Annotated in this window: 11 protein-coding genes and 1 riboswitch; of the genes, 8 read left to right on the plus strand and 3 right to left on the minus strand. The window is 59.0% G+C overall.

Annotated features, from left to right (window positions below; genetic code table 11):
* Positions 1-129: 129 nt before the first annotated feature.
* Positions 130-1,335, minus strand: coding sequence for a sugar efflux transporter (locus BEI65_RS09390; protein ID WP_099063091.1), 1,206 nt, complete (start codon positions 1,333-1,335; stop codon positions 130-132).
* Positions 1,336-1,491: 156 nt separating this feature from the next.
* Positions 1,492-1,665 (minus strand): glucose uptake inhibitor SgrT, encoded by a 174-nt coding sequence (gene sgrT / locus BEI65_RS09395; RefSeq protein ID WP_099063092.1) that lies wholly within the window; start codon positions 1,663-1,665, stop codon positions 1,492-1,494.
* Between the two features lie 90 nt (positions 1,666-1,755).
* Here sgrT and sgrR point away from each other — a divergent pair, with 90 nt between their 5' ends.
* The 7 genes from sgrR to ilvN all read left to right on the plus strand — a co-directional run bounded on the left by sgrR (position 1,756) and on the right by ilvN (position 9,187).
* The gene (gene sgrR, locus BEI65_RS09400; protein WP_099063093.1) at positions 1,756-3,417 is read left to right on the plus strand and encodes an HTH-type transcriptional regulator SgrR; all 1,662 of its coding nucleotides are present in this window, start codon (positions 1,756-1,758) and stop codon (positions 3,415-3,417) included.
* 37 nt (positions 3,418-3,454) lie between these two features.
* A riboswitch (TPP riboswitch) is annotated at positions 3,455-3,561 on the plus strand.
* A gap of 58 nt (positions 3,562-3,619) precedes the next feature.
* Entirely contained in the window at positions 3,620-4,606 is a 987-nt protein-coding gene (thiB, locus tag BEI65_RS09405) for a thiamine ABC transporter substrate binding subunit (protein ID WP_099063094.1), read from the plus strand.
* Positions 4,582-6,189, plus strand: coding sequence for a thiamine/thiamine pyrophosphate ABC transporter permease ThiP (gene thiP / locus BEI65_RS09410; protein ID WP_099063095.1), 1,608 nt, complete (start codon positions 4,582-4,584; stop codon positions 6,187-6,189). The genes thiB and thiP overlap by 25 nt, the downstream gene beginning before the upstream one ends.
* Positions 6,176-6,880, plus strand: coding sequence for a thiamine ABC transporter ATP-binding protein ThiQ (thiQ, locus tag BEI65_RS09415; protein WP_099063096.1), 705 nt, complete (start codon positions 6,176-6,178; stop codon positions 6,878-6,880). Before thiP ends, thiQ begins: the two co-directional genes overlap by 14 nt.
* Positions 6,881-6,968: 88 nt before the next feature.
* Complete coding sequence (gene ivbL, locus BEI65_RS26775) at positions 6,969-7,085, plus strand: ilvB operon leader peptide IvbL (RefSeq protein ID WP_208295193.1); 117 nt, start codon at positions 6,969-6,971, stop codon at positions 7,083-7,085.
* A gap of 110 nt (positions 7,086-7,195) precedes the next feature.
* Complete coding sequence (gene ilvB, locus BEI65_RS09420) at positions 7,196-8,890, plus strand: acetolactate synthase large subunit (RefSeq protein ID WP_099063097.1); 1,695 nt, start codon at positions 7,196-7,198, stop codon at positions 8,888-8,890.
* Positions 8,891-8,893: 3 nt separating this feature from the next.
* Positions 8,894-9,187, plus strand: coding sequence for an acetolactate synthase small subunit (gene ilvN, locus BEI65_RS09425; protein WP_099063098.1), 294 nt, complete (start codon positions 8,894-8,896; stop codon positions 9,185-9,187).
* Positions 9,188-9,422: 235 nt separating this feature from the next.
* Here the strand turns inward: ilvN and BEI65_RS09430 are convergent, their stop codons facing one another.
* Complete coding sequence (locus BEI65_RS09430) at positions 9,423-10,193, minus strand: DedA family protein (RefSeq protein ID WP_099063099.1); 771 nt, start codon at positions 10,191-10,193, stop codon at positions 9,423-9,425.
* A gap of 184 nt (positions 10,194-10,377) precedes the next feature.
* On the opposite strand from BEI65_RS09430, the gene BEI65_RS09435 reads away from it, so the two are divergent.
* A complete protein-coding gene (locus BEI65_RS09435; protein ID WP_198404424.1) occupies positions 10,378-12,741 on the plus strand; it encodes a DNA polymerase II in 2,364 nt (787 codons plus the stop codon).
* Positions 12,742-12,826: the final 85 nt, after the last annotated feature.

The following is a 12,826-nucleotide window of genomic DNA, read 5'->3' on the forward strand; positions in this document are numbered from 1 at the left end:
TTTCTAAACGGATCGGCATCTCAGCAGCAAGATGGGCGGGAACGCGCTCATCGCGTTCCGGGTCCGTTCAGCTTGGGGGGATGGCGTCATGTTCTCAATGACATGCGTCAAGGTTGGTGACGTTTAAGCTCACACTTCCCGCACGCGGGCACTCATCCACAACGCCGCCACCGCCAGAAGGGTCGCCAACCAGTAAACCGCATAGTGCCCCAGGTTTTCCACCAGCGCCCCCTGCAGTACCCCGGCCAGGATCACCCCGGTGGAAATACTGTTGGTAAACAGCGTGGTTGCCGCGCCCGGTCGGCCTGGCATCAGGTCCTGGAAATAGAGCATACCGATACCGGCGATGATGCCGATAAATATGGCGTTGAACAGCTGTAGCACCATCAGTGCCAGCTTAAATTTAAACACCACCAATCCGGCATAAAACAGAATGCCGGCCGCCACGGCGAACAGCATCATGTTGCGCTTACCGAACCGTTTGACGTAATAACCGGCCAGCAACATTGCCGGGATCTCCAGCCCGGCGGCGGTCCCCATCAGCAGCCCCGCCAGATCCTCCGGCAGGCCCAGATCGGCGGTGATATACAGCGGCATGTCGATGATATACAGGGTGTTGCAGGTCCACATCAGCATCGAGGCAATAAACAAGCGCCGTACATCGCGGTTGCGCCAGACGCTGACAGGGGCGATAGGAGCCGAAGGGGTCGCCGCCAGTACATTCTCCGGCTCGACCGGAGCCGCACGGGGCACCGAAGGCAGGGTAAACCACACCAGCAATGCACAGATCGCGAAGGTCGCCGCGGCAATCATGAACATCACGGTAAATCCATAGTTCAGCGCCAGTGTGAACGACAGCGGCGGACCAATCACCCAGGCCAGCGACAGTTGCGCACGCATCACCGAGCTGAACATCACCACTTCACGCGCCGAACTGTCGGCATATTCCCGCGCCAGCGCGAAGATCTGCGGCATCGCGGTATTGGCAATCGCCGACAGCAAGACCCCGGCGGTGATCAATGTCAGGTAGTCACGGTTAAAGGCAAACAGCAGACAGTTGCCAACCGCCATCAGGCAACACAACAGAATCAACTTGCGCCGATCTCCGCGCGTATCCGAACGCTTGGCCAACAGGAAACTGACCGCAATGCCGACAATGGCGTTAACGGTATAAAACAGGCCGACCCACAGCGGCCGCACCTTGACCTCGGTGGTCAGGAACAGGCTCAGCGTCGGCGCCAAGAGCGCGCCGGCAATGCCGGAAAGAAAAGCAATCAGCAGGAATGCGGCAAAGATCGGATTAAAGCGGCGTGGCAGCCAGCGCTGGCGTTTCATATCTTTGTTCCTGACCCTAAAGCGGAAGACAGAACCTTAGGCTACGGTGGCAAAATTGCAAGAACATCACCGCGACCCATAATAAAAAAACCAGTGGGTATGACCCCACTGGCTGGTGAACAACACCATTACTCAGAAACTTTTTCTACCCGAGCCTCACAGGTGCTCGCGGTATTGCTTATCTGTCATGCTATGGATATCCCATTGGGTTACATGCGCCAGTATCTCCAGCCGCGCCTGTTCAGGCACCAGCCCCAACCAGTCGGCCCGTTGGCGGCGCACCGCTGTGAAATACCGCTGATAGAACTGTTTTGACAAGAAAACTTTCATCCGTCGCCCTCCCCCTTTCATTGAGGAAAATTATCGGCGTAATATAGGGAAAGATAAATTGATGGGTTGATGCCGGAGCGTTCCTCTTTTATGTCCACCTCCAGATTGCAACAGCAGTTCATTCGCCTGTGGCAGCGTTGCCACGGCGAGCCGACAGAAACGACCCTGCAAGAGCTGGCCGAAGTGCTCAGCTGCTCGCGCCGCCACGTACGTTCGTTACTGGGCGCCATGCAGCAGCAGGGCTGGCTAACCTGGCAGGCAGAGTCGGGGCGCGGCAAGCGTTCACGGCTCACCTTTCATTACACCGGTCTGGCGTTGCAACAGCAGCGGGCGGAGGAATTGCTGGAGCAGGACCGCATCGATCAACTGGTGCAACTGGTCGGCGATAAAAACGTGGTGCGGCAGATGCTGCTATCCCAACTGGGGCGCAGCTTTCGTCAGGGGAAACACATTCTGCGGGTGCTCTACTATCGCCAGTTGTACAACCTGTTGCCCGGTTCGGCGCTGCGGCGTTCGGAAACCCATCTGGCACGGCAAATTTTCAGCGGCCTGACGCGGATAAATGAGGAAAACGGGGAACTGGAGTCTGACCTTTCGCATCACTGGCAGCCATTAACTCCACAGCACTGGCGTTTTTATCTGCGCCCGGCGATTCATTTTCACCATGGCCGCGAGCTGGAAATGGAGGATGTCATCAGTTCGCTTACCCGCTTGATGCCACAGCCGTTGTTTTCCCATATTGAACGAGTGACTTCACCGACGCCTTATGTGATCGACGTCCATCTGCACAGCCCCGATTACTGGCTGCCGTGGCTGCTGGGCAGCGTGCCCGCGATGATCCTGCCGCGTGAATGGCAGAGCCTGCCGGAATTCTCACGCCACCCGGTGGGGACCGGGCCGTATAGCGTGGTGCGCAACCACCGCAGCCAGATGAAAATTCACGCCTTTGACGATTATTTTGGCTACCGCGCGCTGATTGATGAGGTGAATATTTGGGTACTGCCGGAAGTGACTGAGGAACTGGTGCATTCCGGCGTCCAACTGCAGGCAGACGATACCGGCAAAAATGAGCTGGAAAGCCGGTTGGAAGAAGGCTGCTATTTCCTGCTGTTCGACCAGCGTTCGCCGCTGGCGGCCGATCCGGCTATTCGCAGCTGGCTATGCGAGTTGATCAACCCCATTTCGCTGCTGAGCAATGCCGGCCCGGTCTATCAACGCTATTGGTCACCGGCCTACGGCCTTCTGCCGCGCTGGCACCATAATCGGGCTCTGGCGCAGCAGCCCAAACCGGCCGGGCTGACCGAACTGACGCTGACCTACTACAGCGAGCATTCGGAATTCCACGCCATTCAACAGGCGATCGAACCCCTGTTGGCGCAGCAGGGCATCAAGCTGAAGATCCAGGTTGTGGATTACGACACCTGGCATAAAGGCGAAGCCATCAGCGATTTGTGGCTCGGCAGCGCCAACTTCTATCTGCCGCTGGAGTTCTCGCTGTTCGCCACTCTGTATGAACTGCCGTTGATGCAGCACTGCATGAATGAAGATCTCGCTGAGGACGCCGCGCTGTGGCGTGCCAATGCCTTACCGTTGGCCGATTTTGGCCAACGCCTGGTCAGTAATCATCAGTTACACCCGCTGTTCCACCACTGGTTGCAACTGCACGGCCAACGCAGCATGCGCGGCGTGCGGATGAACACCCTCGGCTGGTTTGATTTTAAATCCGCCTGGTTTGCGCCGCCGGAAGCATAAGCGCCTTTCACCGGCGCCCGTTAGTCTTTACAATGGCGCCGTCTCAACGGGGTGCAAAACGGCGGCGTGCCGAATTTGCTGAGAACAAACCCGTCGAACCTGATCCGGTCAATACCGGCGGAGGGATTTGAGCCCAGCGAACCGGCAGCAGCCGATCGCCCCCTCAGATACCCTTGCCCCCCTAAATTTTCAGGAGTGCAAAGTGGTCAAGAAAAGCCTGCCCTTATTACTGTTGTTGTGCGCCGCACCGGTGTTCGCCAAACCCACGCTGACGGTCTACACCTATGATTCGTTCGCTGCCGACTGGGGCCCGGGTCCGGCGGTCAAAAAAGCCTTTGAGGCCCAGTGTGACTGTGAGCTGAAGTTCGTCGCGCTGGAAGACGGCGTTTCGCTGCTTAACCGCCTGCGCATGGAAGGGAAAAACAGCGCCGCCGACGTCGTGCTGGGGCTGGACAACAACCTGCTGCAGGCTGCGCAACAAACCGGTTTATTCGCGCCAAGCGACGTCGACAGCGCGAAGTTGAGCGTCCCCGGCGGCTGGCAGGATAAAACCTTTGTGCCTTATGACTACGGCTACTTTGCCTTCGTTTACAACAAAGAAAAGCTGAAGAACCCGCCAAAAAGCCTGCAGGAGCTGGTCGACAGTGACCAGAACTGGAAGGTGATTTACGAAGATCCGCGCACCAGCACCCCCGGCCTCGGCCTGCTGCTGTGGATGCAGAAAGTTTATGGCGACAAGGCCCCCGAAGCCTGGCAAAAGCTGGCGAAGAAAACCGTCACCGTGACCAAGGGCTGGAGTGAAGCCTACGGCCTGTTCCTGAAAGGCGAAGGTGACCTGGTGCTCAGCTACACCACCTCCCCGGCCTACCATCTGATCGAAGAGAAAAAAGACAGCTACGCCGCCGCTAACTTCAGCGAAGGCCATTATCTGCAGGTCGAAGTGGCGGGCAAACTCAAGGCCAGCAAACAACCCGAGCTGGCAGAACGCTTTATGCAATTTATGGTGACCCCGGCGTTCCAGAACAGTATTCCCACCGGCAACTGGATGTACCCGGTGATCAAAACCCAGCTGCCGACCGGGTTTGAGCAAATGACCGTCCCGCAGACCGCGCTGCAATACAGCGCTGAAGAAGTGGCCAAACAACGCGGCAACTGGATCCGGGCATGGCAAACCGCCGTCAGCCACTGATCCCACGCTGGCTATGGCCGGGGCTGCTGGCTGCCGGTCTGATCCTGACCATCGCCGCACTGGCGATGGGTTCGCTGTGGCGGCACGCGCCGGAAAGCGACTGGCAAGGTCTATGGCAGGACAGCTATCTGTGGCATGTGGTGCGTTTCACCTTCTGGCAGGCGTTGCTGTCCGCGCTGATCTCGGTGCTGCCCGCCATTTTGTTGGCGCGCGCGCTGTACCGCCGCCGTTTCCCCGGACGCCAATTACTGCTGCGGCTGTGCGCCATGACGCTGGTGTTGCCGGTGTTGGTGGCGGTGTTCGGCCTGCTCAGCGTTTATGGTCGACAGGGCTGGCTGGCCGCGCTGTGCGGTTGGTTGGGCATTAATTACAGCTTCTCGCCTTATGGCCTGCAGGGCATCCTGTTGGCCCACATGTTCTTCAACCTGCCACTGGCGACCCGCCTGCTGTTGCAGGCGCTGGAAAATATTCCGGTCGAACAGCGCCAACTGGCAGCACAACTCGGCATGAGCGGCTGGCAACAGTTTCGTTTTGTCGAGTGGCCGGCACTACGCCGCCAGATCCTGCCGAGCGGGGCGCTGATCTTTATGCTGTGCTTTGCCAGCTTCGCCACCGTATTGTCACTGGGTGGCGGGCCACAGGCCACCACCATCGAACTGGCGATCTACCAGGCGCTCAGCTATGACTACGATCTCAGCCGCGCCGCGCTGTTGGCGCTGATCCAACTGGCCTGCTGCCTGGGGCTGGTGGTACTCAGCCAGCGTTTGAGCCAGGCCTTGCCGGTCGGCAACACCCAGGCCCACGTCTGGCGTAACCCGGAAGACAGCCTGGGGCGCCGGGTCAGCGACTTTTTGCTGATCGTCGCCGCCCTGCTACTGCTGTTACCCCCGCTGTTGGCGGTGATTGCTGACGGTGCCAACCAAACTCTGGTCAGCGTGCTGCAACAGCAGGTGCTGTGGCAGGCGTTGTTTACCTCGTTGCGTATTGCTCTCGGTGCCGGCGCACTGTGCGTGGTGCTGACCATGATGCTGCTGTGGAGCAGCCGTGAGCTGAAACTGCAACAGCGCCTGCGCTGGGGCCATGCACTGGAACTGAGCGGCATGGTGATCCTGGCGATGCCGGGCATCGTGTTGGCGACCGGCTTCTTCCTGCTGCTGAGCGATACCGTCGGGCTGCCACAGTCGCCGTACGCACTGGTGATCCTCACCAATGCACTGATGGCGGTGCCCTACGCGCTGAAAGTGCTGGAAAACCCGATGCGCGACCTGGCCGAACTCTACAACCCACTGTGTCTGTCGCTGGATATCCACGGCTGGCAGCGGCTGCGGCTTATCGAGCTGAAAGCGTTGCGCCGCCCGCTGGCCCAGGCGCTGGCCTTTGCCTGCGTGCTGTCGATCGGCGATTTCGGCGTGGTGGCCCTGTTTGGCAACGAGCACTTCCGCACTCTGCCTTACTACCTGTATCAGCAGATTGGCGCCTATCGCAGTAATGACGGCGCGGTCACCGCACTGTTGTTGCTACTGTTGTGTTTCCTGCTGTTTACCCTGATCGAACGCTTACCGGGCCGCCATGATAGAGCTTGAAAAACTGACCTACCTGTATGAGCACCTGCCGATGCGCTTTGACCTGCGCATTGAGCCAGGCGAACGTGTCGCGGTGCTTGGCCCCAGTGGGGCAGGCAAAAGCACCCTGCTCAGCCTGATCGCCGGGTTCCTGCCGGCCGCCAGCGGCAAGCTGCTGCTGAACGGCAGCGTTCACACCGCCACGCCACCGGCCAAACGCCCGGTCTCGATGCTGTTTCAGGAAAACAACCTGTTTGCCCACCTGACGGTAACGCAGAACATTGGATTGGGGCTGGATCCGGGGCTGCGGCTGAATGAGCAGCAAAAGCAGCAGTTGGCACAGATTGCCCGGCAAGTGGGGCTGGAAGAGCATCTGCCACGTCTGCCGTCCCAGCTTTCCGGCGGCCAACGTCAGCGTACCGCCCTGGCGCGCTGTCTGATCCGCCAACGCCCCATCTTGCTGCTCGACGAACCCTTTTCGGCGCTCGATCCGGCGTTACGCAATGAGATGCTGCACCTGCTGCGGGAGGTGTGTGACCAGCGCAACCTGACGCTGCTGATGGTGTCCCACAACCTGGATGACGCCGCGCGCATCGCGCCACGTACCCTGTTGGTAGTCGATGGACGCATTTATTACGACGGTCCAACCCAGGCATTGCTGGACGGCAGTGCGCCGGAAGCCCGGGTGTTGGGCATTTCACACAAACCGTGATCTGCCGCGCGTTTTTTATGCTGCGCAAATAAACCTGTTGTGCGAATTTTTCGCCTGTGGTTTTATAAAATCCTGACTTTTTTTACTGATGATAAGGTTCCCTGTGATCGCATCCTCGCTGACTTCGACCCTACTAGTTACCGCGCTACCAGCCGCGGTGATGGTCGTCGTGCGTGTGGTGGTGGTCGTCGGCAATGCGCCGTAGGGTCCGAATCAACGCATCGATTCCCAAACCCCGCCGGCGCAACCGGGCGGGGTTTTTAGTTTCAGCCCCCTGCCCAGAAAAGCGAACCGGCCTTGAGAAAGGATAGGAACATGGCAATTTCGGGCACGCCACAGCAAGGCAACCGCTTCACCGGCGCACAGTTGATCGTTCATCTGCTGGAACGTCAGGGCATCACCACCGTCGCCGGCATTCCCGGTGGCGCGGCGCTGCCGCTGTATGACGCACTGAGCCAAAGCACCCGCATTCATCACGTACTGGCACGCCACGAACAGGGCGCGGGCTTTATGGCGCAAGGCATGGCACGCGCCAATGGTAAAGCTGCGGTGTGCATCGCCTCCAGCGGGCCGGGCGCCACCAACCTGGTGACCGCCATCGCCGACGCCAAGCTCGATTCCATTCCGCTGGTGTGCATCACCGGCCAGGTGCCCTCTTCGATGATCGGCACCGATGCCTTTCAGGAAGTAGACACCTACGGCATCTCGATCCCTATCACCAAGCACAACCATTTGGTGCGCGATATCCGTGAACTGCCACAGGTGATCTGCGACGCATTCCGTATCGCCGAATCCGGCCGTCCTGGCCCGGTGTGGATCGACGTACCGAAGGACGTACAAACCGCGGTGATCGATTGGGATGAACTGCCGCCGATCGCCGTTCCCGACGCCGCACCGGCCTTCGAGGCCACTGCCGTAGCGCAGGCCGCAGCGATGATCAACCAGGCCAAGCGCCCGGTGCTGTACCTGGGCGGGGGCATCATCTGCGCCAATGCTCACCAACAGGCGATTGAGTTGGCGGAACGCGCCAACCTGCCGACCACCATGACGCTGATGGCGTTGGGTGCCATGCCGGTACAGCACCCGCTGTCGCTGGGCATGCTGGGGATGCACGCGGCGCGCAGTACCAACTTCATTCTGCAAGAGGCCGACCTGCTGATCGTTCTGGGCGCACGCTTTGACGATCGGGCAATTGGCAAAACCGAACTGTTCTGCCCGAACGCCAGCATCATTCACGTGGATATCGACCGTGCCGAACTGGGCAAGGTGAAACAGGCCAACATTGCCATTCATGCCGACGTCGGCCAGGTGCTGCAACAGCTGCTGCCACAGATTGAGGCGCAGCCGCGCAGCGAATGGCTGGACACCGTCAACGGCCTGAAGCGCGAGTTCCCGTTCAGCATGCCGAACGCCGAAGATCCGCTGAGTCACTACGGGCTGGTGCTGGCCACTGCGCGCTGCGTGGACGAAAGCGCCATCATCACCACCGATGTAGGCCAGCATCAGATGTGGGTGGCGCAGGCCTATCCGTTGAGCCGTCCACGCCAGTGGCTGACCTCCGGCGGCCTGGGCACCATGGGCTTCGGCTTGCCGGCAGCGATCGGCGCAGCCCTGGCCGAACCGCAGCGCAAGGTATTGTGCTTCTCCGGTGACGGCAGCCTGATGATGAACATTCAGGAAATGGCCACCGCCGTCGAGCAGGATCTGGACGTGAAAATTATCCTGATGAACAACCAGGCGCTGGGGCTGGTGCATCAGCAGCAAACGTTGTTCTACCAGCAGCGCATTTTTGCCGCCGCCTATCCCAAGCGTACCGACTTTATCAAGATTGCCGCCGGTTTCGGGCTGGATACCTGCGATTTGAACGCCGCAGAAGATCCGCAGGCCGCGCTGGCCGAGGCGATCCAACGGCCCGGCCCTTGCCTGATCCACGCGCTGATTGATATCAATGAAAAAGTCTTCCCGATGGTGCCGCCGGGTGCCGCCAACATCGACATGATTGGAGAATAAGCCATGTCAGAACAACACAATAACCCACAGGTGATCCTGGAGCTGACGGTACGTAACCATCCCGGCGTGATGTCGCACGTGTGCGGCCTGTTTGCCCGCCGCGCCTTCAACGTAGAGGGCATTCTGTGTCTGCCGCTGAAAGACGGCAAGCAGAGCCGTATCTGGCTATTGGTGGCGGACGACCAGCGGCTGATGCAGATGATCAGCCAGGTGGAAAAACTCGAAGATGTGCTGCAGGTAAAACGCCACAGCGAAGACGTGCGGGTGTTCGAACAGTTAGAGGCTTTCTTCCAGTAATGCACCGAGGGGCATTACGCCCCCGAGTTTGATGACAAAGTTGTCTTTGAANNCCCGGGCCTAGCGCACCGAGGGCCATTATGGGACACGTCCATGTGTCCCACCCTACGGGCCGACTGGAAGTCGTTCCAATTTGCTCCCGGAAAATTGGTCGGCGGACAAGCCGCTACGACCCCTTCGGCACGCTCTCCCTAATAACGGGCTTTGTCACAATCTGAGGCGAATAACCCCCTGGTTACTGCCCGGCCAGCACCTTCCACAGCAAATGCCGGTAAACCGGCATCAACGGCTGCTGGTGCAGATAATAAAAGGTGGTGAGCGCGAGGATCCAGCTCAGTACGCAGGCCATCCGCAGCCGTACCGGTGACAGCCAGTTGCTTAGTCGATCGGCGCTGCGCTTGCCTTCACGCCACCAGCGCCAGCTCAGCCAGGCGGCCAGCCAGATCAACACCACCACCGCAAACAGCAGCCATTTGAATAAAGCGCTGTTGGCGCTGGCGGGAATGTCGATCGCCACCCCGGCCAGAATCCCCGGGAAGAAGTAGACCGGCGGCCAGGTGATACAGCCGATAATGTTTGGCAGTGCGAATTTGTACGGCGGTAAGTCCAGCATCCCCGCCACCATCGGTACCAGCGGGCGGGTCGGGCCGACAAAGCGGCCAATCAGAACGGTCGCCATACTGTGTTGATGCAGCGCATGTTCGGTCTTGTCGAGCATCGCCTTGTTCTTTTTCAGGAATGACCAGCGGTGCAACGGCCCTTTGAAGGCGCGGCCGATAAAATAAGAGATCCAGTCCCCCAGCAGGCAACCGACGATCCCGGCAGCCCAGGCATAATAGAAGTCCACCTGACCACTGCCGATCAGCGCACCGATGCTGGCCATCATCACCGTACCGGGCAACAGCAGCCCGACCAGCGCCAGCGACTCCAAAAACGCGACAAACATGACGACCATCAGAGTGAAAGCCAAAGACTGGGTGATCAAATGCTGTAAATAGGCTTCCATTAAACCTCTGTTGGTTATCCAAAGCGCGTGGGCGTGGGATTGTCAGGTGCCGCCGGAAACGAGTCAACCGGTGAATTGTATGCGTTTTTGGCAGAACTGTGCGGTAATGGACAATTACTGTATAAAAACCCATACTATAACTTATCTATTCCCCCCTTTAGCTTAGCTTGTCAGGAACAGCGTGATGTCACTCCAACAGGGTTTCTTGCTCACCCGCCACTGGCGTGATACGCCCGCCGGCACCGAGGTGGAGTTTTGGTTGGCGACCGATCACGGCCCGCAGCAACTTCGCCTGTCGCCGCAGACCTCAGTCGCCTTTATCCCAGCCGAACAGCGCCAACGCGCTGAGCAATTGCTGCGTGAAGAACGCCAATGGGAGCTAAAACCGCTGCCATTGACCGATTTTCATCATCGCCCGGTATTGGGGCTCTATTGCCGTCAGCACCGTCAGTTGATCAAACTGGAAAGGCTGCTGAAAGACGGCGGCGTCAATCTCTACGAGGCCGATATCCGTCCGCCGGAACGCTACCTGATGGAACGCTTTATCACCGCACCGGTGTGGTTCAGCGGCCAGGCCAACGGCAATGGCCCGCTGATCAACGGCCAGATGAAGCCGGCCCCGGAATATCGCCCCACGTTGAAACTGGTCTCGCTGGACATTGAAACCACCGCCCATGGCGAGCTCTACTCGATCGCGCTGGAAGGCTGCGGTCAGCGTCAGGTGTACATGCTCGGGCCGGCTAACGGTGGCAATGAGGCGCTGGATTTTGACCTGGAGTACTGTGTCAGCCGCCCACAAATGTTGGAAAGGCTGAATCAGTGGCTGGAACAACACGATCCCGACGCCATCATTGGCTGGAATCTGGTGCAGTTCGATTTACGGGTCCTGCAAAAACACGCAGAGCGTTACCAAATCCCGTTACGATTTGGTCGTGGCGGCAACCTGCTGGAGTGGCGTGAACACGGTTTCAAGCAGAATCATTTTTTTGCCTCCGCCGCCGGGCGGCTGATTATTGACGGCATCGAGGCACTGAAGTCCGCCACCTGGAACTTCCCTTCCTTCAGCCTCGAGCATGTGTCGCAGACACTGCTGGGAGAAGGCAAGTCGATCGACAATCCTTACCAGCGAATGGCGGAAATCGACCGGCGCTTTGCCGAAGACAAACCGGCGCTGGCACGCTACAACCTGAAGGACTGCGAACTGGTGACGCGAGTCTTCGCCAAGACCGATCTGCTGACCTTCCTGCTGGAGCGCGCCACGGTGACCGGACTGGCCGCCGACCGCAGCGGCGGTTCGGTGGCCGCGTTCAGCAATCTGTATATGCCGCGCATGCACCGGCTGGGCTTTGTTGCCCCCAACCTCGGCGAGCAACCGGAAGAACACAGCCCTGGTGGCTTTGTGATGGATTCACAGCCCGGCCTGTATGACTCGGTGCTGGTGCTGGATTACAAGAGCCTGTACCCGTCGATCATCCGCACCTTCCTGATCGACCCCGTCGGGTTGGTGGAAGGCATGCAGCACCCCGGCGATGCCGATTCGGTACCCGGTTTCCGCCATGCACGCTTCTCGCGCAGCAAACACTGTCTACCGGCGATCGTCGAACAGATCTGGCAGGGGCGTGAGGCAGCCAAGCGTCAACAGAACAAAGCCTTGTCCCAGGCATTAAAGATCATTATGAACGCGCTGTACGGCGTACTGGGATCGAGCGGCTGCCGCTTTTTCGATCCGCGGTTGGCCTCGTCGATCACCCTGCGTGGCCATGAGATCATGCGCCAGACGCGCGAGCTGATCGAGGCTCAGGGTTATCAGGTGATCTACGGGGATACCGATTCCACCTTCGTGTGGCTCAAGCAGCCGCATGACGAGCAACAGGCGGCGCAAATAGGCCGGACCCTGGTGCAACAGGTGAACCAATGGTGGCAACAACATTTACAGCAACAGTACGGGCTGGAAAATGCGCTGGAGCTGGAGTTCGAAACCCATTATTCGCGCTTCCTGATGCCCACCATTCGCGGTGCCGAACAGGGCAGTAAAAAACGCTATGCCGGGCTGATCGCCAAACCGGACGGCAGCGAAGAGATGGTGTACAAAGGGCTGGAAACGGTGCGTACCGACTGGACACCGCTGGCACAGCAGTTCCAACAGCTGCTTTACCAACGTATTTTCAAGCGGCAGCCGTATCAGGATTTTGTGCGTGAATACGTTAGCCAAACGCTTAACGGCGACTTCGACGATCGGCTGGTCTACCGCAAGCGGCTGCGCAGAAAGCTGGACGAATATCAACGTAACGTCCCGCCACATGTTCGCGCAGCCCGCATCGCTGACGACTATAATCGTCAGCAGGGGCGACCGCTGCAATACCAGAACGGCGGCTGGATCAGCTATGTGATGACCATGGCCGGGCCAGAGCCGCTGGAAACCCAGCAGTCGGCAATTGATTACCCCCATTATCTCGAGCGCCAGTTGGAACCGGTGGCTGACGCCATACTGCCATTTTTACATGACGATTTTACCACTCTGGTGACCGGACAGATGGGCCTGTTTTAACATCCCGCCCGCCCTGCGGGCGTTGGCGAAGGGTTAAGAAAAATCATCGGGTTTTGCAGGTGACGAACGCGCCGCCTTCCATTAC

Source organism: Serratia sp. BW106, assembly GCF_002607755.1.
GTDB classification, from domain to species: Bacteria; Pseudomonadota; Gammaproteobacteria; order Enterobacterales; family Enterobacteriaceae; genus Serratia; species Serratia proteamaculans.